The organism is Helicobacter magdeburgensis, assembly GCF_000765825.2.
GTDB classification, from domain to species: domain Bacteria; phylum Campylobacterota; class Campylobacteria; order Campylobacterales; family Helicobacteraceae; genus Helicobacter_C; species Helicobacter_C magdeburgensis.
Window position 1 is genome coordinate 63,377 of sequence record NZ_JRPE02000005.1, and the last position, 21,785, is coordinate 85,161.

Annotated in this window: 21 protein-coding genes and 2 tRNA genes; 14 read left to right on the forward strand and 9 right to left on the reverse strand. The window is 40.3% G+C overall.

The features are described from left to right. The 11 genes from LS74_RS04585 to LS74_RS04635 all read left to right on the forward strand — a co-directional run bounded on the left by LS74_RS04585 (window position 1) and on the right by LS74_RS04635 (window position 10,386). Complete coding sequence (locus LS74_RS04585) at window positions 1-855, forward strand: hypothetical protein (RefSeq protein WP_034586730.1); 855 nt, start codon at window positions 1-3, stop codon at window positions 853-855. A 2-nt stretch (window positions 856-857) separates the two neighbouring features. Continuing rightward, entirely contained in the window at window positions 858-1,571 is a 714-nt protein-coding gene (gene hisA, locus LS74_RS04590) for a 1-(5-phosphoribosyl)-5-[(5-phosphoribosylamino)methylideneamino]imidazole-4-carboxamide isomerase (RefSeq protein ID WP_034586733.1), read from the forward strand. Window positions 1,572-1,681: 110 nt separating this feature from the next. Next, the gene (locus LS74_RS04595; RefSeq protein ID WP_002957161.1) at window positions 1,682-2,059 is read left to right on the forward strand and encodes a chemotaxis response regulator CheY; all 378 of its coding nucleotides are present in this window, start codon (window positions 1,682-1,684) and stop codon (window positions 2,057-2,059) included. Window positions 2,060-2,071: 12 nt separating this feature from the next. Next, window positions 2,072-3,091, forward strand: coding sequence for a 50S ribosomal protein L11 methyltransferase (locus LS74_RS04600; protein WP_034586736.1), 1,020 nt, complete (start codon window positions 2,072-2,074; stop codon window positions 3,089-3,091). 21 nt (window positions 3,092-3,112) lie between these two features. Further along, window positions 3,113-5,008 (forward strand): ATP-dependent zinc metalloprotease FtsH, encoded by a 1,896-nt coding sequence (ftsH, locus tag LS74_RS04605; RefSeq protein ID WP_138128852.1) that lies wholly within the window; start codon window positions 3,113-3,115, stop codon window positions 5,006-5,008. A 9-nt stretch (window positions 5,009-5,017) separates the two neighbouring features. After that, window positions 5,018-5,650, forward strand: a complete 633-nt coding sequence (locus tag LS74_RS04610; RefSeq protein WP_034587128.1) for a phosphatidylserine decarboxylase — start codon at window positions 5,018-5,020, stop codon at window positions 5,648-5,650. Further along, window positions 5,640-6,365 carry a CDP-diacylglycerol--serine O-phosphatidyltransferase gene (gene pssA / locus LS74_RS04615; RefSeq protein ID WP_034587130.1) on the forward strand — a complete coding sequence of 242 codons (726 nt, stop codon included), beginning with the start codon at window positions 5,640-5,642 and terminating at the stop codon, window positions 6,363-6,365. Before LS74_RS04610 ends, pssA begins: the two co-directional genes overlap by 11 nt. Window positions 6,366-6,424: 59 nt before the next feature. Then, complete coding sequence (locus tag LS74_RS04620) at window positions 6,425-7,390, forward strand: chemotaxis protein (RefSeq protein WP_034587132.1); 966 nt, start codon at window positions 6,425-6,427, stop codon at window positions 7,388-7,390. Between the two features lie 15 nt (window positions 7,391-7,405). After that, window positions 7,406-8,662, forward strand: a complete 1,257-nt coding sequence (nspC, locus tag LS74_RS04625) for a carboxynorspermidine decarboxylase (protein WP_034587134.1) — start codon at window positions 7,406-7,408, stop codon at window positions 8,660-8,662. A 3-nt stretch (window positions 8,663-8,665) separates the two neighbouring features. After that, entirely contained in the window at window positions 8,666-9,649 is a 984-nt protein-coding gene (locus LS74_RS04630; protein ID WP_034587145.1) for a tRNA dihydrouridine synthase, read from the forward strand. Then, entirely contained in the window at window positions 9,649-10,386 is a 738-nt protein-coding gene (locus LS74_RS04635; RefSeq protein WP_034587136.1) for a tetratricopeptide repeat protein, read from the forward strand. Before LS74_RS04630 ends, LS74_RS04635 begins: the two co-directional genes overlap by 1 nt. Window position 10,387: 1 nt before the next feature. Here LS74_RS04635 and LS74_RS04640 read toward each other — a convergent pair whose 3' ends face one another. The 3 genes from LS74_RS04640 to LS74_RS04650 are packed head-to-tail and all read right to left on the reverse strand — an operon-like array spanning window position 10,388 to window position 13,746. Beyond that, entirely contained in the window at window positions 10,388-11,605 is a 1,218-nt protein-coding gene (locus LS74_RS04640; RefSeq protein WP_034587138.1) for a sugar transporter, read from the reverse strand. Beyond that, the gene (rny, locus tag LS74_RS04645) at window positions 11,595-13,166 is read right to left on the reverse strand and encodes a ribonuclease Y (RefSeq protein WP_052086408.1); all 1,572 of its coding nucleotides are present in this window, start codon (window positions 13,164-13,166) and stop codon (window positions 11,595-11,597) included. Before rny ends, LS74_RS04640 begins: the two co-directional genes overlap by 11 nt. Next, window positions 13,081-13,746 carry a 5-formyltetrahydrofolate cyclo-ligase gene (locus LS74_RS04650; RefSeq protein WP_268903680.1) on the reverse strand — a complete coding sequence of 222 codons (666 nt, stop codon included), beginning with the start codon at window positions 13,744-13,746 and terminating at the stop codon, window positions 13,081-13,083. Before LS74_RS04650 ends, rny begins: the two co-directional genes overlap by 86 nt. Window positions 13,747-13,771: 25 nt before the next feature. On the opposite strand from LS74_RS04650, the gene LS74_RS04655 reads away from it, so the two are divergent. Genes LS74_RS04655 through radA form a run of 3 tightly spaced genes read left to right on the forward strand, consistent with a single transcriptional unit; the run spans window position 13,772 to window position 16,662 of the window. Continuing rightward, a complete protein-coding gene (locus tag LS74_RS04655; protein ID WP_034587140.1) occupies window positions 13,772-14,446 on the forward strand; it encodes a TlpA family protein disulfide reductase in 675 nt (224 codons plus the stop codon). After that, on the forward strand, window positions 14,443-15,315 hold the full coding sequence (ftsY, locus tag LS74_RS04660; protein WP_034587142.1) for a signal recognition particle-docking protein FtsY: 873 nt from the start codon (window positions 14,443-14,445) through the stop codon (window positions 15,313-15,315). The genes LS74_RS04655 and ftsY overlap by 4 nt, the downstream gene beginning before the upstream one ends. 9 nt (window positions 15,316-15,324) lie before the next feature. After that, entirely contained in the window at window positions 15,325-16,662 is a 1,338-nt protein-coding gene (radA, locus tag LS74_RS04665; RefSeq protein WP_138128854.1) for a DNA repair protein RadA, read from the forward strand. 15 nt (window positions 16,663-16,677) lie between these two features. Here the strand turns inward: radA and LS74_RS04670 are convergent, their stop codons facing one another. The 6 genes from LS74_RS04670 to LS74_RS04695 form a co-directional block, all read right to left on the reverse strand. Continuing rightward, a complete protein-coding gene (locus LS74_RS04670) occupies window positions 16,678-18,174 on the reverse strand; it encodes a Na+/H+ antiporter NhaC family protein (protein ID WP_201274706.1) in 1,497 nt (498 codons plus the stop codon). A 151-nt stretch (window positions 18,175-18,325) separates the two neighbouring features. Continuing rightward, window positions 18,326-18,412, reverse strand: a tRNA-Leu gene (locus LS74_RS04675). 36 nt (window positions 18,413-18,448) lie between these two features. Next, window positions 18,449-18,533 (reverse strand) — tRNA-Leu (locus LS74_RS04680). A gap of 38 nt (window positions 18,534-18,571) precedes the next feature. Further along, window positions 18,572-18,907 (reverse strand): F0F1 ATP synthase subunit C, encoded by a 336-nt coding sequence (locus LS74_RS04685; protein WP_034589423.1) that lies wholly within the window; start codon window positions 18,905-18,907, stop codon window positions 18,572-18,574. Window positions 18,908-19,004: 97 nt separating this feature from the next. Beyond that, window positions 19,005-21,119, reverse strand: a complete 2,115-nt coding sequence (locus LS74_RS04690; protein ID WP_034585091.1) for a polyribonucleotide nucleotidyltransferase — start codon at window positions 21,117-21,119, stop codon at window positions 19,005-19,007. Continuing rightward, entirely contained in the window at window positions 21,106-21,780 is a 675-nt protein-coding gene (locus LS74_RS04695) for a phosphoribosyltransferase (RefSeq protein WP_034585094.1), read from the reverse strand. The genes LS74_RS04690 and LS74_RS04695 overlap by 14 nt, the downstream gene beginning before the upstream one ends. Window positions 21,781-21,785: the final 5 nt, after the last annotated feature.

Genomic DNA, 21,785 nt, shown 5'->3' on the forward strand with positions numbered 1-21,785 from the left:
ATGATTAATAATACACGCATAAAAGTTATTTTTTCACTGATTTTATTTGCCCTTTTTGTTTTTACAAATCTCACGCTTTTTACCTCGCAATTTTCACAATCTTTTTCACATTTATTTTTGATTTTTATCCGTGAAGATCAGTTTTTTGATAGTCTAAGCATTTTTTTACTGCTTTGTGGATTTGTGCTAAGTGGGATGTTTGTAATTATGAGTAGTTGGTATCAAACAAGCAGTACATTGCAAAGAGTAATTATGCTAAGCCTAAGCATTATCTTTATCTATCTTGTAATTCTTAAAAGCACGCACACAACGCAAACAGAAGATATTATGGATATGTTTGCCATTGAAGGGAGTATTTATCATCGTGGCTTTTTTGAACTCTTGGTGGATTATTTGCCACGCATTGTGCTGATAGCTTGTGCTTATATATTATTTGTTTATGTCCCACTCTTATTTTTAATTTTTGGCATACACCCAAATCAGCATAATCAAGTCGGTAAAATGCTTTATGATATGCGTCCTTCAGTCAATGTTGTTATTGCTGTGTTGTTTGCCCTTTCCTTGCAACCCTATTATTTTCGCGATAACCTTTATGCGTATTTTGATATTTTTGCTTTAGTTGTGGGCTTTGGACTACTGATTTGGGTGATGATAAAGCATAGAGACTTGTTTGGATTCTATGAATATATGAATTTTGCTTTGCTTGTCTTAAATATCATCATTTGCTTTATTTGCACCTCTGTGTTAGCCATTTCAGATAATTATTTTAATGCGCGTTATGCGTTTTTAGTTTTTGCGTTTGTGGGTTGGTGTGCGGAATGGATGTATGACAATATTAAGCCAGATGAGGAGTGAGAATGGCACTTGATATTTATCCTGCGATTGATTTAAAAGATGGTAAGGCAGTGCGACTTTTTAAGGGCGAAATGCAAAGTGCAAAAGTCTATGGAGAGGCTTTGGACTTTGCTAAAAGCTTTGAAGATATGGGGGCTAAGTTTTTGCATATTGTGGATTTAGATGGGGCAATGGCTGGGATTCCAAAGAATCTTACACATATTGAAAAGATTATTGCTTCTACCACACTGCAAGTGCAAGTCGGCGGTGGAATCCGCGATGAAACGCGTATTAAGCTTTATACACAAATGGGTGCGAGAGTGATTCTAGGCTCTATTGCCACAGAAAATTGGGATTTTGTCAAAACAATGGCAGAATCTTACCCTGTGGCTGTTGGCATTGATTCACGCAATGGCAAGGTTGCCACACAAGGTTGGGTAGAAGAAAGCACACTAGATTCACAAACTCTAGCAACAAAGTTTGCAGGTAGCAAAGTCCAAGCTATTATCTGCACAGATATTAACCGCGATGGGGCATTGAGTGGGATTAATATTGACTGGACGGAAAACATTGCTAAAAGTAGTGGAATTTATACCATTGCTAGTGGGGGTTTTGCAAGGCTAGATGAGCTACACACACTTGATAAAAGTCCTTATATCAGCGGTGTTATCGTAGGCAAGGCATTTTATGAAGGAAAAATAAACCTAAAAGAAGCCTTGCAATTTTTTAGAGACTAAGATAAAATGCCGATTTTTGAAAAAAATACAAGAATTCATCTAACTTGTATATAAAGATATGCTAGAATGTCGGCTTATTTATAATAGCCACATTTAAAGAAGGAGATAACTTGAAACTGCTGGTTGTTGATGATAGCTCTACGATGAGACGGATTATAAAAAATACTCTCCAACGCTTAGGTTATGAGGATATTTTAGAAGCGGAGCACGGCGTGGAAGCTTGGCAGATTATGGACACTACTGAGGGCATACAGGTGCTTATTACAGACTGGAATATGCCAGAGATGAATGGATTAGATTTGGTTAAGAAAGTGCGTTCTGATGAGCGATATACGACTATTCCCATTATTATGGTAACGACTGAAGGTGGCAAAGCTGAAGTTATCACAGCCTTAAAAGCTGGGGTAAATAACTATATTGTAAAACCATTTACGCCTCAAGTTCTCAAAGAAAAGCTTGAAGTCGTGCTAGGTGTGAATGAAGACTAGGCTTCAGTCTTAATGAATGGCTTGGAACATCAAACATATTGGGAGATTATTATCCATCCAAGCCACTTTTTAGAGCAATTCACCGACTTTATCATAGAAAAAACTTCCTGTGCGATAGAGCATTTAGATATTTTCTCCGCTTTAAACTCATCTACTTCGAATCCATTTGCCATTAGCTATGATGAAGATTCTTGGCAGAGCTTTAATGATTTTAACATTACACAAGCTAAAGCCCTATCTCAAAACAATAGCGACAATGCCCAACCCACGCAAATTATTATCCGCCTAGCAGATGATTTTGACATCTCTAGTCTCCTTAAATCTTTACAAACCTATGCCTTAAACCTTTCAGCGATTTTTGACAAATCTGTTGGCTTTTGTTATCACATTGAGAAAAAAGCAAATTGTGATTGGATAAAAGCCTATCAAGATTCTATACAGCCCATTTCTAGTGGGATCTTCTATATCCGCCCATCGTGGTGTGAATCGCAATATGAAGATAAAGATTCTAGATCCCCACAAGCTAAACACGAAATTATCATCAATCCCGCCCTTGCCTTTGGCTCTGGACATCACGCAAGCACAGCAATGTGTTTGGAGTTTCTTAGCCAACTTGATTTACACAATAAAACATTGCTTGATGTGGGCTGCGGCAGTGGAATCTTAAGTATAGCCGCTCACAAACTTGGTGCGAAAGTCTATGCGTGTGATACTGATGAAAGTGCTGTGCTAGAAACACACAAAAATGCTAGGCTCAATAAGACAACTTTATGTGATGTTTGGCAAGGTAGCATCGCTCAAGCTCCGCAAGATTCTCCGGTGACTTATGATGTTATCACTGCAAATATCATCGCCTTTGTTGTGAAGCTTTTACACAATGATTTCAAGGCAAAATTAGCAAAAAATGGCGTTTTAATCCTTTCTGGGATACTTGATGAATATAAATTTGATATAATGCAGACTTTTAGTGATTTTAAAGTGCTAGAATCTCGCTGCCAAGATGAATGGGTGGCTTTAAAACTAACACTATAACAAAATATAAAGGACAATGATATGGAAAATAATGATAAAAAACCACCTTTTAAGCAGAATCCATTTCTTACTTTTGCAATTTTTGTAATTCTTGCTTTACTTTTATTTAAGCTATTTTCACCAAATGGCGAGTCGCTAACCGATAAGCTTATCGGTGGGAGCGTTACAAAAGAGATTAGCTACAATGAGCTAAAGGAGCTTATAGCTAAGGGTGAGATTGGCTCTGTAAGCATTGGACAGACTTATATCAAAGCCTATTCAGCACACACTTCACCACGCACACTTTATACGACCAAAAAGGTGGCAGACCTTGGGCTTGTGCCACTGCTAGATGAAAAAAAGGTTGAGTATAGTGGCTTTAGTGAGGGGAGTTTCTTAGGCGATCTTGTAAATATGCTTTTGCCTATTTTTATTATCCTTGCTTTGTGGATGTTCCTAACAGCTCGTATGCAAAAAAGTATGGGCGGTGGAATCTTTGGTATGGGGAATGCCAAAAAGCTTGTGAATGCCGAAAAACCTAATGTGCGTTTTGATGATATGGCAGGAAATGCAGAGGCAAAAGAAGAGGTGGTAGAAATTGTAGATTTTCTAAAATACCCCGAGCGATATGCGGCAGTTGGCGCTAAGATTCCACGCGGGGTGCTGTTAGTAGGACCTCCGGGGACTGGGAAAACACTTTTAGCCAAAGCTGTGGCAGGAGAAGCAAATGTGCCATTTTTCTCAATGAGCGGAAGTAGCTTTATTGAAATGTTTGTTGGACTTGGGGCAAGTCGGGTAAGGGATTTGTTTGAAATGGCAAAAAAAGATGCACCAAGCATTATTTTTATTGATGAAATTGATGCCATTGGTAAAAGCCGTGCTGCTGGAAGTATGGTGGGCGGTAATGATGAAAGGGAGCAAACGCTTAATCAGCTTTTAGCTGAAATGGACGGCTTTGGCTCTGAATCTGCCCCTGTTATTGTCCTTGCGGCAACGAACCGCCCTGAGATTCTAGATCCTGCATTGTTGCGTCCGGGGCGATTTGATAGGCAAGTGCTTGTGGATAAGCCTGATTTTGAAGGGCGACTTGAGATTCTCAAAGTGCATATCAAAAATGTTTCTCTGGCACGAGATGTTGATTTACACGAGATAGCAAAATTCACCGCAGGACTTGCTGGGGCGGATTTAGCAAATATTATTAATGAAGCCGCATTGCTTGCAGGAAGAGAAAATAAGAAAGAAGTCAGTCAAAAGCATCTTAAAGAAGCGGTGGAGCGGGGCATTGCCGGGCTAGAGAAAAAGTCTCGCAGAATCTCGCCAAAAGAAAAAAAGATTGTAGCTTACCACGAGAGCGGACACGCTGTTGTCTCTGAGATGACAAAAGGTGCGGATAGGGTGAATAAGGTCTCTATCATTCCGCGTGGTATGGCAGCTCTTGGCTACACACTTCACACGCCTGAAGAAAATCGCTACCTTATGCAAAAGCACGAGCTTATGGCAGAAGTAGATGTGCTTTTAGGCGGTAGGGCAGCTGAAGAAGTATTCCTAGGGGAAATCTCAACTGGAGCAAGTAACGACTTGGAGAGAGCAACTGGAATCTTAAAATCAATGATTAGCTATTATGGAATGACTGATGTAAGCGGACTTATGGTGCTTGAAAAGCAACGTAATACATTCTTAGGCGGTAGTGGCGCACAAAGAGAATTTAGCGAACAACTTGCCCAAGAGATTGATACTCATATCAAAAACACACTTGATGAACGCTACACGCACGTAAAAAAACTTCTTAGCGATTATAAGGACGCGATTGAAAATATGGTCAAAGAGCTTTTTGAAAAAGAGGTGATTGATGGGGCTAGGGTGCGAGAGATCATTGAAGAGTATGAAAAGGAAAATCAGCTGAAAACGCGTCTTGTGCCTATTGAGGAAGAAGAGTAAGGAGAGAATATGACAACAACACAAATCATTGCAAAACAAGGTTGGCTTGGCACAGGCGTGCTTCTTGCCCTATTTCTTATCAGTGCTTTGTTTGATTGGACTTTGTGTGGATTTGTGTCGCTTGTCTGTCTCATTTTGTGGGTTGCTATGTTTAGAAATCCGGAGCGGATTCCACAAACACACGGAAACAATGCCTTTGTCTCGCCAGTTGATGGTATTGTAAGAGATATTTACTCTACAAATAATGAAGTGCATATTAAGATTGAAACAAGCTTTCTTGATGTGGGCGTGATACGCACACCTTGCGATGTTTTTGAAGGTAAGATCAGTCAAAAAAAAGGTTTGTCTCTCACTTGCTGCAATAAACAAAAACAAGCCCAGCTCAACGCTACAATGCGTTTTGAAAACAAACAGGATTGTGTATTCTCTATGGAATTTTTCCCTATTTTCTTCTCTTCTCACGAACTTTTTGCTTATAGTCATTTGGAGCTAGGCGAACGCATAGGCTTTATGAAAGCTGGAATGACACATATCACTATCTCCCAAGATTCTAAAAATACGAGTGAAATTGAGCTAAAAGTGAGTATTGGCGATAGAGTGAGTGCTTCACAAAGTGTGTTAGGATATTTCTATGAAGTTTAATCCACTTTTTATCCTGCCTAATCTTTTTACTGCAGGAAGTATTTTTTTAGGAATCTTAAGCGTGATTTATGCCTCAAAGGGCAATTTTGAAATGGCGTGTTGGCTGATACTTGCCTCTATGATTCTTGATGGGCTTGATGGACGCGTAGCAAGGCTTACAAACACGGCAAGTAAGTTTGGAGTGGAGTTTGATTCTCTAGCCGATGTTGTAGCTTTTGGCGTAGCTCCAGCAATGCTGCTTTACTTTTATATCGGCATAGATTATGGGCGGCTAGGAGCGTGTGTTCCGGCAATTTTTGTTATCTTTGGGGCGGTTCGACTAGCTCGTTTTAATATCACTACAAGTAGCGAACCAAACTTTTTCATTGGTCTGCCTATTCCCTCTGCGGCAGTTGTTGTGATGCTGTGGGTGCTGATTGATTTAGAATATAAATTGATTGAAAATTATAACTATGGGTATGTGATGTTGCTTGGGAGCTTTATTATCAGTATCCTTATGGTAAGCAATATCCGCTATCCTAGCTTTAAAAAAATGCAGTGGAATTTTAAATCATTTATTGCCGTAATTTTACTGCTTGGTATTGTGTATGTGAATCCACGAGAGACTTTGTGTGTGCTAATGAGCGGATATGTGGTGTATGGGATCTTGCGTTGGCTTGTGCTTATCATAAAAGTGCGTTTTAGCTCAAAACTCACTAAAGACAAGAATACATAAAGTTAGATTTAGTGAAATTGTGCTATGATTGGCTATTTTTGAAAATTTGAGGTGTGATTATGTCAAAAACGAGTATGTCAAAGATCGATCAAGTAACAAGCCTTCACAAAAACAATGAATTACAGCTACTTTGTTTCCGCTTAGAAAAGGGTAAAGATTTATATGCGGTAAATGTCTTTAAGATTCGTGAAGTTATCAAATACAGTGGAATGCTTACTGTCGTTACACACGAGAATAATAGCTTGGTTGAAGGGCTTATTACCATTCGTGAGCTGACAATCCCTCTTATTGATATGCGTAAATGGTTTTATTATGATAGCAGTAATAAGGCTAGGAATCTGCGTGATTATGGTGTAAAGCGGGAACCGGGGGAAGAAGATATTATTATGATTTGTGAGTTTTCACGCTGGACAATTGGGGTAAGAATCTACGAAGCGGATAGAATCTTAAACAAAAAATGGACAGAGATTGAGCAAGGTGTCGGTGTCGGCGGTGGCGGGCATAATGGTAAGCTTGTGAGCCGCACAAGATATTTTGATGGACGCCTAGTGCAGGTGGTGGATATTGAAAAAATGCTGATTGATGTTTTCCCGTGGATTGAAAAAGACAAAGAGGAAGGCATTGCTAAAATCTCTCAAGTGGATACGACAAAAAGCATACTCCTTGCTGATGATAGCCCAACGGTGCTACGCACAATGCAACTTATCCTTAATAAACTTGGCGTTATCCATCACGATTTTATCAATGGAAAACACTTGCTTGATTATCTTTTCTCGCCAACGACAGACATCAACTCAATCGGTATGATTATCACAGACCTTGAAATGCCTGAAGCAAGCGGATTTGAAGTTATCAAACAAGTCAAAAGCAATCCTGCTACTGCACATTTGCCTATCGTTGTCAATTCATCAATGAGCGGAAGTAGTAATGAAGATATGGCTCGTTCCCTTGATGCTGATGAATTTATCTCTAAATCAAATCCCGTTGAGATTGAAGCTGCGGTGAGAAAATTCGCCCTTAAATAGTAGGGTGAGCCAAATATGCGAAACCCTCTCACACTTTTAGAGATTCCAACACCCGCTTATGTCTTAGAAGAAGAAAGGCTTAATCACAATCTTAAAATCTTAGATTCTATCCAAAAGCAAAGTGGAGCAAAGATTCTCCTAGCACTCAAAGGCTATGCGTTTTGGAGACGATTTGACACACTTAAACACACTCTAAGTGGAAGCACAGCAAGCGGACTATATGAAGCAAGACTAGGCTATGAAGAGATAGGCGGTAGGGCAAAACAAGGCAAACATAACGCACAAGATTCTAACACACAGCACAAAGAAATATGTGTCTTTTCCCCAGCTTACAAAGCAAGTGAGTTTGAATCCATCTTAGAATATGCTACGCATATTATTTTTAATTCCTTTAATCAATGGCAGAAGTTTAAGCCCCTAATAGATTCTAAAAATCAAACACTCCTAACACAGAATCTTTCTCCCATTGAAGTGGGACTGCGTGTGAATCCGTTATATAGCGAGGTAGAGCCACCTATTTATAATCCTTGTGTGCCACTTTCCCGCTTAGGCATTACCCCAAGCGAATTTACAAAAGGTGTGCAGCAATATGGACTTCAAGGTATTGATGGGTTGCATTTTCACACACATTGTGAGCAAGATTCTGCCGCTCTTTCACGCACATTGCCGCATTTTGAAAAGTATTTTGAAATCTATCTTAAAAACAAAAAATGGGTGAATTTTGGTGGCGGACATCACATCACTCGGGCAGATTATGACTGCGAGTTGCTTATCAATCTTATCAAAGATTTTAAGCAACGCCATAATGATATTGAGGTGTTTTTGGAGCCGGGCGAAGCAGTGGGGTGGCAGGTGGGCTTTCTTATAGGCGAGGTGGTTGATATTGTTGAAAATCAAGGCAAAGTAGCCATACTTGATGTGAGTGCGGCGGCTCATATGCCCGATTGCCTTGAAATGCCCTACCGCCCTACCCTTTGCAAACTTAGTAAAAATGGCAATATAGAATCTGATAAAGGGATTAATGTCGCCCAATATACTTATCGCTTAGGTGGTCCAACCTGCCTAGCTGGTGATGTTATAGGCGATTATAGCTTTGATACACCATTGCTTGTTGGCGATAGAATCATTTTTGAAGATATGCTCCACTACACGATTGTAAAAAACAATACCTTTAATGGAATCCCTCTACCCCTTCTTGGCGTGATTGACACAAATGGCAAGTTTGAGATTCTCAAACGCTTTGACTACACAGACTATAAGCAGAGAAATTAAATGATTGAATTTAAGAATCTTTTGATGTTAGCCCCTCTTGCAGGCTATACAGACTTGCCTTTTCGCAGCGTGGTTAAGGGCTTTGGCGTGGATATAACCGTGAGTGAGATGATAAGCTCTCACGCCCTTGTATATAGCAATAAACGCACGCTCAAAATGGCTGAAAAATCCCCACAAGAGCAGCCTTATAGCGTTCAAATCTCTGGCTCAAAAGAAGAAGTCATCAAACAAGCGGTTGAGATTCTAAACACTCAAAAGGGCATTGATATTATTGATCTAAATTGTGGCTGCCCCGCCCCAAAGGTCGCAAATCACGGCAATGGAAGTGGATTGCTCAAAGATTTAAATCTACTAGTAAAAATTGCTAATCTCATCAAAGAAAACGCTAAAACGCCTTACACAAGCTTAAAAGTCCGCCTTGGTTTTGATAAGAAGATTCCCAATGAGATAGCTCAAGCCCTTAAAGATGTCAAATCTGATTTTGTCGTAGTGCACGGACGCACGAGAGCAGATGGCTACAAAAAAGAAAAGATTGATTATGATGCTATCGCACATATTAAGCAAAATGTCCCTATGCCCCTTATTGCTAATGGCGAGATTGATAGCGTGGAAAAAGCCCAAAAAGTGCTAGAGCATACCGGTGCAAATGGTGTAATGATAGGACGAGCTGCTATTACTTCGCCGTGGATTTTTTGGCAGATTAGAAATAATACACACGAGATTCCCCCCATTGTGAAAAAAGAGCTTGTATTAGAGCATTTTAATAAAATGATAGAATTTTATGGGGAAAGGGGGGCGATTATGTTTCGCAAGAATCTCCACGCCTACACCAAAGGACACGAGGGTGCGAGTGAGTTTAGAAACCTTATCAATAGCTTAAGTGATGTAAAGCAAATCACGCAACATATTGAAAATTTCTTTTCACATAATCAAATGGTAACACATAACTTCCCCCAGCTCGTGCATCTTAACAAAAGGACTAGCTAATGAGAATCTTATTTTGCCTTATGCTTTTATGTTCCACATTTGCCCTTGCTAGTGAAAATGAGCAAATAGATAAAGACAATGCAGAACCTACTCTCTCTCCGCTCGTGCAATCAATCCGCCAAGCGGATTCACTCTTTTATCAAGGTGTAACACGCTGGAGTAAAAATAGTGATGAGGCAAGTGATTTTCTAAAAAAAGCCTGTGATAATAAACATCCGGGTGCTTGTCTTTATCTCGGCAACTACTATGAAATCAAATCCAAGGATAAAAAAGATTCTAAAGCAAATCTAGAAAAATCCCAGCAGTTCTATCAACTAGGCTATGAAAACAGTATAGAAGCGTGTAAAGAGGGAGCTGTGGAGTGGTGCTCTATCCAAGCGGTAGCACTTGTTGATGGACACGGCGTAGCAAAGGATATTCAAAAGGGCTTAGAATACCTTGAGATTTTGTGTGAGCGTGATATGGAAAATGCGTGTTTTATGCTTGGGACTTATTATTTTTATGGTGTGAATGTCAAGCAGGATTTGCAAAAAAGCAAGGAATTTACGCAAAAAGCCCTTGAGCTAGATTCACAAGCTTGTGATGAAAACCGCTTATATGCGTGTGTACTTAGTGCCGAGATTTACCAACAAGGGCTAAATACCCCTCAAGATTTGACAAAAGCCAAGCTCCTTTACTCTCGTGCGTGTGAAATGGATAATCAATTTGCTTGTGATTATGTGAAGAAACTTAAATAATTTACACTTGCCTAAACTTCCTAAACACTTTCGCAAAGCCCATAGCACTCACAAAATATAACGCCGCAAAAGCACATATCCCACTTGCCACAAAGCCAATAGATTCTATCCCAAAATGCGTATATGCCAAGCCGCCAATCAACGCCCCACTGCCTATGCCAACATTAAAAATACCTGAAAAAATACTCATTGCTACCGCCGTAGCATTTGGCACAGCGGCAATCACTTGGGATTGAAAAATCACACCAAAAAGCATAAAGCACAGCCCCCACACCGCACAAAGTAGCGTGGTAGCTAGACTAGATTCACTCACAACATACAACAAAAGCATACTAAAACCCAAACCAAAAAGGCTAAGACGCACAAAGGCTAAATGAAATCTCTCATAGAATCTTGCAAATAGCACACTCCCTACCACACCCATAAGCCCAAACAAACACAAGATAAAAGTAACAGAGTTAGCCCTAAACCCCGCCACATTCTCCAAAAATGGCTCAATATAAGTATATGCGCTAAAATGTCCGCTCACAAATACAAGCGTGAGAAAGCAAATCTTCATAAATGCCTTATTTTGCAGAAGTGTAGGAAGCGTTTTTAGCGAAATGTTTTGCGTATTTGGCATAGTAGGAAACACCCGCCAGAAAGCAATGCCAACACACAACGCCACAAGCCCAATACACAAAAAGCTCACTCGCCAATCCACATACAGCCCTATCATACGCCCAAGCGGCAGCCCAGCAATCATAGCAAGAGAGCTACCTGTAATCACAAAGCCTAACGCACTGCTTTGCTTACCCTTTGGGGCAGCACGCACCGCCATAACAGAAGCGATAGACCAAAAGAGTGCGTGGGATAGGGCTACGCCTATGCGAGAGGCTACAAGCATAATGAAATTTTGTGATAAAGCAGAGATGGAATGACTAAGCACAAATACAGCGATGACGCCTAACATAAGGGATTTGAGATTGCTTTGTGCAAAATAGAGCATAAGCGGCAAGGACGCAAGGGCTACTACCCACGCATAGATAGTTAGCATTACCCCAACTTCAGAATCACTCATAGAAAAGTCATTGCCAATCGCACCTAAAAGCCCAATAGGTATAAACTCTGAAGTATTAAAGATAAACGCACCAAAAGTAACGCACAAAACAGGCAACCAAGCAAAAATGCTAGAATCCTGATTGAAACTTTTGAAGCCTTTATGACACTTATCTTGCATATTCCACAGCCCTTAGCTCTCGTATTACGCTGACTTTAATTTCACCCGGATATTGTAAATTAGATTCTATCTCTTTGGCTATCTCGCGTGCTAACACAACACTTTGCTCATCACTGACCAAATCCGCCCTTACAATCACACGCACTTCTCTACCCGCATTAATAGCATAGGCTTGTTTCACGCCGATTTTATCCATCGCAATATTTTCAATATCCTGCATTCTTTTTAGGAAATTTTCAAGCACTTCACGCCTAGCCCCCGGTCTCGCAGCAGATAACGCATCTGCTGCGCACACAGCAGCACATTCTATGCTTTTTATCTCCTCATAGCCGTGATGAGCTTTGATAGCATTAATCACCACAGGGTGTTCTTTATAGCAAGTGCAAACCTCAACACCCAAATCCACGTGGCTACCGCCAAGCTCTTGAGTCAGTGCCTTGCCTATATCGTGTAAGATTCCAGCCCTTCGTGCAAGTTTCTCATCTCCGCCAAGCTCTCCAGCGATAATGGCTGCGAGATTTGCCACTTCAATAGAATGCCCAAGTGCATTTTGCCCAAAAGACGCACGATAACGCATTTTGCCAAGCAAAAATTTCAATTCTGGGTGCATATAGCCAAGCCCCATATCAAGCACGATATTTTCGCCATCTTGACGCATTTGCTCATCCATTTCATTTTTAATGCGTTCATACACTTCCTCAATGCGTGAAGGCTGAATCCTGCCATCTTCCACAAGGCTTTCAATCGTGCGTGTAGCAATGGCTCTGCGGTAGAGATTAAAACTGCTTAAAATAATGCTACAAGGCGTATCATCAATGATGACATCTACCCCGCTAATAAGCTCCAAAGTCTTAATATTCCGCCCTTCCTTACCAATAATGCGTCCCTTTAGCTCATCATTTGGGAGATTGACAACATTCACTAAGCGTTCAGTAGCAAACTCACCCGCATAACGCGTAGTAGCTTGGGCAAGGATATAATTTGCCTTTTTTTTGGCTTCATCTTTTGCCTCCCTCTCATATCTACGGATAAGCATAGCCTTTTCATCAGCAAGCTCTTCTTCAAGATGCGAAAGCAAAATGCTCGTGGCTTCCTCTCTACTCATTTTTGCGTGATTTGCTATAAGATTTAGCATTTCTTTTTTTGCATTTTGATATTCAAGCTTGAGCTTATCCTGCTCACTTTGGGAACGCAAAACTTTGATTTTAAGCTCGGCAATTTCCTGCTTTTCTTTCTCAACTTGCTGTTTTTGATGATTGAGCTGTTGGTAGCGACATTGCTCTTCTTTCTCAAACTCCGCCCAAGCAGATTCATATTCTTTTTTTAGCCTAGCACTCTCTTTGTCAAATTGCTGCTGGAGCCTAAGCTGTTCTTCTTTAATATGAATCTTATGATCTTTGAGCTTTTCTTGTGCCTCATACTCAATCGCCTTTGCCTTTGCTTTGGCTTGCTCTATAATCACTTGGGAGTGAGAGTTAAAAATCTTTCTTGTGATAAGATATACACTCACGCCCACCAATAATGCGAAGGTTATACCGCCTATTACATACCATACTTCCATTGTGCTTCCTTAAACATAAAGCCGATGGGGTTACAAAACAATCTCCTTGCACATCATAAGATTCTGTAATCACGCTTGGAGTGTAGTTTGGACTTCTTGCTACAAAAATAACATAAACTTTTTTCTTCAGGCAAGACATAAATCTATCATACATACCCTTGCCAAAACCAATCCGCCTAAAATCCTTATCTATCCCTAAAACAGGGATAATCACCGCATCAACTTTTATTAAATTAAATGTAGAATTATTTGACTCATAAATGCCAAAGACATTTTTTTGCAATGGCATTCGCAATGGTATCATTTTAAAATAAAATTCTTGTATATAAGGCACAAAAACACGATATTTTTTTTTGCGAAGCGTGGAGATGAGCGGGAAAATATTCACTTCATTGCCAAAAGGCATATACACAAGCACATTTTTTACGCTCTTTTGCCTTAAGATTCTAAAAAGTGCGGGATTTAACGCCCTATCTTGCAGTGAAGCATAACGCGTTTTATATCTCAAAAACACTTTTGCTGCTTTTCTAAAGTCTTGTTTGGTAATTATTAATCCTTTTTTTAGATATAATGATAGCACAAAACCTATACTTTGGAGAGAAGCAATGCAGTTTTTACAGATTCTACCAAGACAATCTCATCTTAAAATTTTGCTTATATGTGTGGCAATGGCGGTGTTTTTGAGTGCGTGTAGTGATGAAGGTGATAAGGACAGAGATGTTTTTGGATTTCAAGGCGGAGGGCAAGATAAGATTCTCAATATTGAAGTTACAAACACACAAAATGAATCTTTGAAGTTTAAAACAAACCAAACCCAAAGTGTATTCCAAACCAAAGATGAGCATCCAACCTTGCTTTTTTTTATCTCCAAAGACTGCACACAATGCCAAGATGAACTGCTCCATATCCTTGATTTACACAATAAATACCAAGAGTTTATATCCATTGTTGCCATTAGCCCAAAAGAAGATTTACAAGCCTTACAAGAACAAATCAATGCTATCAACCCAAGATTCAAGCTCTATGCCCCAAATGATGATAAGAATCTGCTCAATTTCCTAAGCAAAGATGAGAAATCTAGCTACATTGCTCTCTATGATAAGCAAGGTGAAAAGGTCATTGACTATGTGGGATTAGTGCCTGAAGAGATGGTAGAGCTTGACATACGCTATCTTATCCAAGATAAGCTTGATGCAAAAGCACAAGATGAGATTGAAATCCTTGATAATATCCCGCAAGAGCAAGATTCAAATCCAGCCCAAACTCAAGAGCAAAAATGATTCTAACGCTTAGCAAAACTCTCCAAAAAACCACGCAAAATATCGCTTCACTGCTTAGCTCAAAAAAAGACAAGCTAAGCAAAGATGAGCTAGAAGAGATTTTGATTGAATGCGATATAGACTATGAGCTTGTAGAATCTATTTTAGATTCTCTGCCTCCTTATGTCTCTAAAGACGCACTGCATAAAGCCCTAATCACCCTGCTTGAGATTGAATCTTCCCCCTTACTAGAAAATGCAGATTCTATTAAACCCCTTGTTACATTAATCGTTGGCGTAAATGGGGCGGGCAAAACTACAAGCATTGCCAAACTCGCACATCTTGCACAAAAAGAAGGCAAAAAGGTAATGTTAGCCGCTGGGGATACTTTCCGCGCAGCTGCCATTGAGCAAATTAAGCTTTGGGGTGAAAGGCTTAGTATCCCTGTGATTGCCACACAGCATATGCACGACCCAAGTGCGGTTGCCTTTGATAGCATTAATTCCGCTTTGGCAAGAAATATTGATGAGCTTTACATTGACACAGCAGGGCGATTGCATAATCAAACAAATCTCAATAATGAGCTTTTAAAAATCGTGCGTGTCTGTCAAAAAGCCCTGCGAGATTTGCCTTTAAGAAAATTCCTTGTGCTTGATGGCACACAGGGAAGCTCCGCGATTAATCAAGCTAAGGCATTTTCACAAAATATTACATTTGATGGCATTATCATCACAAAGCTTGATGGCACAAGCAAGGGAGGGGCGATTTTTAGCATTGTAAGTGAGCTTAAAATCCCCATTTGTTTCATAGGTGTGGGCGAAAAAGCGACTGATTTATTGAAATTTGACAAACAAGAATATGTGAAGATTCTGCTTGATAGTATTTTTTAAGGCTTTAAGGTGGCAAAAAAAAGTGTAGTTTTTGAATGTCAATTTTGCGGTTGGCAAAGCCCAAAGTGGCTTGGAAAATGTAGCAGTTGCGGGAGTTGGGATAGTTTAGTTGAGCTTAAAGGTGAAATGAAAAAATATAGCCTTGCAAGTCAAAAGCTAAATCCTACAACCCACGCTATCCCCATTACAGAAGTTCAATTTGAATCTATTCAGCATTTTACTTCCCACGAAGAAGAGCTTGATATTGTGCTAGGCGGAGGCATTGTGTCCGGTGGGCTATACCTTATCGGCGGCAGTCCGGGTGTTGGCAAATCTACGCTTTTATTAAAAATTGCAGGGAATCTTGCAGAAAAATCAAAGCTTAAGATTCTCTATGTAAGTGGGGAAGAGAGTGCGGGGCAGATTAAAATGCGTTCCACTCGGCTGGGTGCTGTGAGTGAAAATCTCTTTTTGTTAAATGAAATTGATTTAAGTAGCATTACACAAGCTCTAAATGAGCGGGAATACAGCCTATGCGTGATAGATTCTATCCAAACGATATATTCCACGGAAATCACTTCCGCGCCCGGCAGTGTTTCACAAGTGCGTGAAGTTACCTTTGCCCTTATGCGACTTGCCAAGGAGCGAAATATCAGTATCTTTATCATCGGGCATATCACAAAAGAAGGCTCCATTGCCGGACCTAGAATCTTGGAGCATATGGTTGATTGTGTGCTGTATTTTGAAGGCGACCCAAGTAAAGAGCTAAGAATGCTAAGGGGATTTAAAAATCGCTTTGGCACAACAAGTGAAATTGGAATCTTTGAGATGAAAGAATGTGGGCTTGTGAGTGCCAAAAACGCTTCAAGGCTTTTTTTCAATCAGCGTTCAGCCCAAGCTGGAAGTGCTGTGGCTGTGCCACTTGAGGGGAGTAGGGCTATTGTCATTGAGATTCAAGCCCTTGTGAGTGAATCTGCCTATCCTAAACGCTCTTGCACAGGCTTTGATACTAACCGGTTGAATATGCTTTTAGCTCTTTTGGAGCGAAAACTTGATATACCACTTGGGCGATATGATGTGTTTGTAAATGTCGTAGGTGGCATAAAGATAAGTGAGCCAAGTGCGGATTTAGCCGTTATTGCAAGTATTATCTCAAGCTTTAAAAATCGTCCGCTTAGTCCTAAAACTGCCTTTGTAGGTGAAGTCTCGCTTGTTGGCGATATACGCGAAGTTGGCAATATTGAGATAAGACTAAAAGAGCTAGAAAACTATGGTTTTGAAAAAGTTATCCTTGCTAAAAAGCCCAAAAATGCAGCAATCAAATGCTTTGAAGCAAATGAAGTGAGTAAGATTCTAGAGTGGATGTAGAATCGGCCACGCCCATTATGTGTTTTGTATAATCTCAATATCCCCACCATAGAATCTTTTTAAAATATAAAAAATACCGCCAAGCAACACAAAGCCTACGCAAAAAGCAATCAAAGTGCTTTGTGTTAAAGCAAGTAGTACAAAGCTTACCCCCGCACACAAAGCAGCAATGCTGGTATAAGGAAACTGCGTAATAAAATGGCTTTGCACAGAGCAGCCAGCCCCCACAGCAGAAAGGATAGTTGTATCTGAAATGGGTGAAGTATGATCACCATAGACTGCACCAGATAAAATAGCCGATAAAGCCAAAAATGCACTCTGCGTCATCTCACCACTGCCGCTTTGGAGCGTTACTTCCATACCAATGGGTAGCATAATGGCAAATGTCCCCCAGCTTGTGCCGGTGCAAAAGGCGATAAAAGCAGAAATAAGGAATAAAAACACGGGCATAAACACCATCATATCAGCACTTAGCACATCTTTTGCCACATTTGCCAAATACACGCCTGTTTGGATATGCTCCTTTATCACCGGTCCAATCGCCCACGCAAAAATCAAAATCAAAATCGCACCAAACATACTTTTTGCCCCAAACCAAAAAATGCTAGGATACTCCTTAGATTCTATAATCCCAAGCGTCATTAAAAGCGTAACCACAAGTGCAAATGCCCCACCGCAAAAAAGTGAAAAAGGCGTGTCCGTGTGAGATAGCATAGCGATTAAACCACTCTCTCCATCTTCTAACCCTTGAAAGCCTGTATAAAAAATCATAAAACAAATACCTACAATAAGGGCGAGAATCGGCACGATGAGATAAATAATAGCACTTTTGCGTTGAAAAATATGTGTCCCATTTATTTTAGAATCTTGTGCTTTAGAATCCTGCATACCCACATTGACATTATTCCGCATTACAGGCAGATTTACCCGCCATATAATTGTCAAAACAACAGCAATCAACGCAAAAAAAGCATAAAAATTATTTGGAATGCTTTGTAACAGCACCATAAAAGGCTCTTCAATGCCCTGCTTACTTAAAAGTCCTATGTTATAAGCTCCCCAGCTTGAAAGCGGTATAAGAATACAAATGGGCGCTGAAGTAGAATCAATGATATACGCCAAACGTTCACGGCTAGAGTGAAAGCTATCATTGAGTGAGCGTGAAATCTGCCCAACGGTCAAGGCATTAAAATAATCATCAATAAAAATCACCACCCCGGCAACAAAAGCTAGAAATTCCGAGCCTTTAGCGGTTTTGATATGATTCCTAGCCCATTTGACAAACGCCCCAATCGCCCCACTATATAGAATAATCTGCGTAATCACGCCTAAAATAATCAAAAAGGCAAAGATAAATGCCCCGTCCCAATTAATGCCTTCATCATAAAACACGCTACTTATCGCCTTATATACAAAGTGTAAAGATTCTAAAGAAAAGCCATAAAGCATAAGTCCGCTTAAGCATACGCCTAGAAAAAGCGAAAGCACAACGCGTCTTGAAAGCACAACCATCACAACCACAAAAAGTGGCACAACAAGGCTAAGGGCAGAGTGAGCAAAACCAGATTCCAATAATATATCCTTTAATCACCAAAATAACATCATCTATAAAAAAGCCTGAAAAATCATAAACTATAGAGATTCAATAAAGTCTAGGTATTTATGGTGCCGAAGGTCGGACTCGAACCGACACAGGGTTGCCCCTACTAGATTTTGAGTCTAGCGCGTCTACCAGTTTCACCACTCCGGCAAATGATAAAAATAACAAGAAGTTGATTTTAAAGTATGGTGCGCTGAGCGAGACTTGAACTCGCACGGGTCGCCCCGCCACCCCCTCAAGATGGTGTGTCTACCAATTCCACCACCAGCGCACAATGCAGATTCAAAAGTAGAATCTGCATAAGTTAGATTATATTGCCAACACAGCTCCGCTTGGAAGGAAAGGATTTGCATATACAGCAACAAGTGCTAAAACCAAAGTATAGATAACTTGTGCCTCAATCAACGCCAATGCAATAAACATTGTCCCAAGCAATTTACCGCTGATTCCGGGATTACGAGCTGTTCCAGAGATTGTCGCAGCTGCAGCGTGTCCCATACCAATAGCACCACCAAGAGCCGCAATACCCAAACCAATCACAGCACCACCAATTGAATATGAAACAACCATACTCAATCCCATATCATTCTCCGCACCAAATGCGAAACCAATCATTCCTAAACACAAAAGAGCTAAGAATTTCATTGAACACCTCTTTACAAAATCTCAAAGCCTGTTCGGATCTATCCCCTACTTGACACTTTGGAAGCGTGATTATGCCTAAGCTTTGATAAAAAAAACATTAAACTAAGCCTAACTCCACCTTGCCCTTATTGCGGGAGAGAATCTCGCACTCTAACTCACTTTTGCCTTGCAACACACTATGAATGCTTTCATTCTTATCTTTAATAATTTTGCTGATATGCAATAGCCCATCACCACCACGCGGTAGCTCCACAAATACCCCAAAATCCGCAATTTTCTTTATCTTCCCAACAAATCGCTCACCCACATTATAACTCTCCCAATCTACCCTATCACTTTTAGCTCCACTTACAATCTCTAGGATAAAAGCCTTAGCTTTAGCAAGATTATCTTCATTACTTGCACTCACATTCACTATTCCGCTTTCACGCTCTAAATCAATACTCACTTCAAATCGCTCAATAATATCCTTTATCACACGCCCACCTTGCCCAATTACTTCAACAATCTTATGTGGGGCAATCTTAAAACTTTCACTCTTTGGCAAGATAGAATGATTTAGCACAATCTTTGCCTTAGCCTCCTCCATAATGCCTAGAATCTGCTCCCTTGCTTCCTTTGCTTGTAGTAAAGATTCTTCTAAAATCTCTTTTGAAATGCCGCCAAGCTTAATATCCATTTGCATTGCACTTATGCCCTTATATCCACCAGCAACCTTAAAATCCATATCACCATCGTGATCTTCTAAACCGCTAATATCTGTGAGTATGGCGTATTTCTCCCCCTGTGTTACTAGCCCCATAGCCACCCCTGCAATGAGTGAATCTACCTGAACCCCACACGCACATAATGCCAAAGAGCCACCGCACACACTCGCCATTGAGCTTGAACCATTAGATTCTAAAATCTCTGACACTAAGCGGATTGTCCTATCCTGCGAAGTAAGGCTAGATTCTAAAGCGCGTCTAGCAAGATTGCCGTGTCCTAGCTCTCTACGCCCTACACTGCCTATCATACTTGCTTCGCCAACGCTGAATCCGGGGAAATTATAATGGAATAAAAATCGGCGTTTTAACGCATTCTTACTGCCTAGCATCTCATAGCTTTGTGCGTCATTTTCACCGCCAAGTGTCGCACTCACAAGGGCTTGAGTTTGTCCGCGTGTGAAAAGCACACTGCCGTGAGCAAAGGGCAGAATATTTGTATCGATACTGATAGGGCGAATATCCTTCAAACCCCTGCCATCAGCCCTAAGAGCAGATTCTATAATCATCTCACGCACAAGCTTTTTCTTATACGCCTTAATATGCTCTGTGGCGATTTTCTCTTCTTCAATGCCACACTCACACATTACCTGCTTGATAATAGAATGAAGCTGCATTTGGGATTCTGATTTAGCTAAAAATGTGATGGCTTCTAAAATTTGGCTATGGTAATCTTTGGCAATTTTTTCTAGCAAATCGGGGTTAAGTGAATCTTGGCTTAAATCAATCACAAGGCTTTGCTTTTTATAAGGGGCAAAATGCGTGTGGTAGCTCTGTGTCGCATTTGCAATATAAGTCTTAGCAGATTCTAAAGCAAGAATCATATCCTTTTCACTGAGTTCATTTGCACCATTTTCACTTCTTATGCTTTTCATCTCAATCATTAATAGCTCATCGCCCCTGCCGGATACAAACAAATCAAGCTCACTCTCACTCATCTGCTCCATTGTGGGATTTAATACAAATGCTCCATTTTTACGCCCGATTCTTACCCCACACACCGCATTGTCTTTTAAACTCTCTAAAGGTAGATTTGAGACATATAAAGCCGCACTAGCAGCATTTAGGGCATTGAGCTGTAAATCACTCTTGCCATCATAGCTTAGCACCAAAATAACGATTGAAGTGATATGTTTATAGCCTTTGGGGAAAAGCGGACGCAATGTCCTATCAACGAGCCTAGAAGTGAGAATCTCAAATTCACTCGGCTTCCCTTCTCGCTTCACAAAACCGGGGGGGAATTTATTGCTCGCATAGGCTTTTTCAATATATTGCACACTTAAGGGCAAAAAGTCATCATCATATTTGTTATTTTCTTCCGCACACACACTTGCTAGTAGCACGCTTCCGCCATTTTGATACAGCACACTGCCATTTGCCGCCTTTGCCATATAGTTAAAAGTATAGCTCTCATTTAGATTCTCATTGTGTATATCAATGCGTTGCATTTGTCTCCTTTGTTGTAGTTTGGCTTAGAATCTCTTCAAAACTCTCATCATCTATGGGCTGAAGAGTGGGGAAATAATGTGTCGTAGAAACATAGTTTTCAAGCGGATAAGGGCAACATACATCATCGCAAATCTCACTTAAAAACTCATAAATATTTTTAGGCATCACAGGTGCAAGCACACAAATACTTTTTGCTTTTAAGTTCATACAAGTTTTTATCGCCACACCTATACGCAATCCCGTCTCAATCCCCAAATCAAAAAGCAAAATATCCTTACCCGCAAATGAGCTAATCCCCTCTCCTTTTCGCAGCTGATACCGAGCGGATAAAATCGCCTCTTCATATTGCCTTTGTGCCTCTCCGTATACATAATCAAGGCTGATATTAAAAGCACTCACTAACTCTTCATTTATCATTATCTCCATATCTTCACTGACCACTGCCACTGGACATTCAGGATTAAGTGGGGAAGGGATAATCTGTGTAAAAAGAAATGCCATAGGAACTTTAAGCTTATTAGCTAACACACTTGCAAAGCTTACACCCTCCCTACCAATAGCGACTAAAATTGCATTATCTAGATTTAGATTCTTAATATGTATCACATCAAGCAAAGGTGGCAGGGCATCTTGGGCTTGAGAAAATATAATCCTTTGCACCTTTT

Coding starts and splice junctions, on each gene's coding strand:
- LS74_RS04585 (WP_034586730.1), top strand. CDS start 1: ATGATTAATAATACACGCATAAAAGTTATTTTTTCACTGATTTTATTT.
- hisA (WP_034586733.1), top strand. CDS start 858: ATGGCACTTGATATTTATCCTGCGATTGATTTAAAAGATGGTAAGGCA.
- LS74_RS04600 (WP_034586736.1), top strand. CDS start 2,072: ATGAATGGCTTGGAACATCAAACATATTGGGAGATTATTATCCATCCA.
- ftsH (WP_138128852.1), top strand. CDS start 3,113: ATGGAAAATAATGATAAAAAACCACCTTTTAAGCAGAATCCATTTCTT.
- LS74_RS04610 (WP_034587128.1), top strand. CDS start 5,018: ATGACAACAACACAAATCATTGCAAAACAAGGTTGGCTTGGCACAGGC.
- pssA (WP_034587130.1), top strand. CDS start 5,640: ATGAAGTTTAATCCACTTTTTATCCTGCCTAATCTTTTTACTGCAGGA.
- LS74_RS04620 (WP_034587132.1), top strand. CDS start 6,425: ATGTCAAAAACGAGTATGTCAAAGATCGATCAAGTAACAAGCCTTCAC.
- nspC (WP_034587134.1), top strand. CDS start 7,406: ATGCGAAACCCTCTCACACTTTTAGAGATTCCAACACCCGCTTATGTC.
- LS74_RS04635 (WP_034587136.1), top strand. CDS start 9,649: ATGAGAATCTTATTTTGCCTTATGCTTTTATGTTCCACATTTGCCCTT.
- LS74_RS04640 (WP_034587138.1), bottom strand. CDS start 11,605: ATGCAAGATAAGTGTCATAAAGGCTTCAAAAGTTTCAATCAGGATTCT.
- rny (WP_052086408.1), bottom strand. CDS start 13,166: ATGGAAGTATGGTATGTAATAGGCGGTATAACCTTCGCATTATTGGTG.
- LS74_RS04655 (WP_034587140.1), top strand. CDS start 13,772: ATGCAGTTTTTACAGATTCTACCAAGACAATCTCATCTTAAAATTTTG.
- ftsY (WP_034587142.1), top strand. CDS start 14,443: ATGATTCTAACGCTTAGCAAAACTCTCCAAAAAACCACGCAAAATATC.
- LS74_RS04670 (WP_201274706.1), bottom strand. CDS start 18,174: ATGGTTGTGCTTTCAAGACGCGTTGTGCTTTCGCTTTTTCTAGGCGTA.
- LS74_RS04685 (WP_034589423.1), bottom strand. CDS start 18,907: ATGAAATTCTTAGCTCTTTTGTGTTTAGGAATGATTGGTTTCGCATTT.
- LS74_RS04690 (WP_034585091.1), bottom strand. CDS start 21,119: ATGCAACGCATTGATATACACAATGAGAATCTAAATGAGAGCTATACT.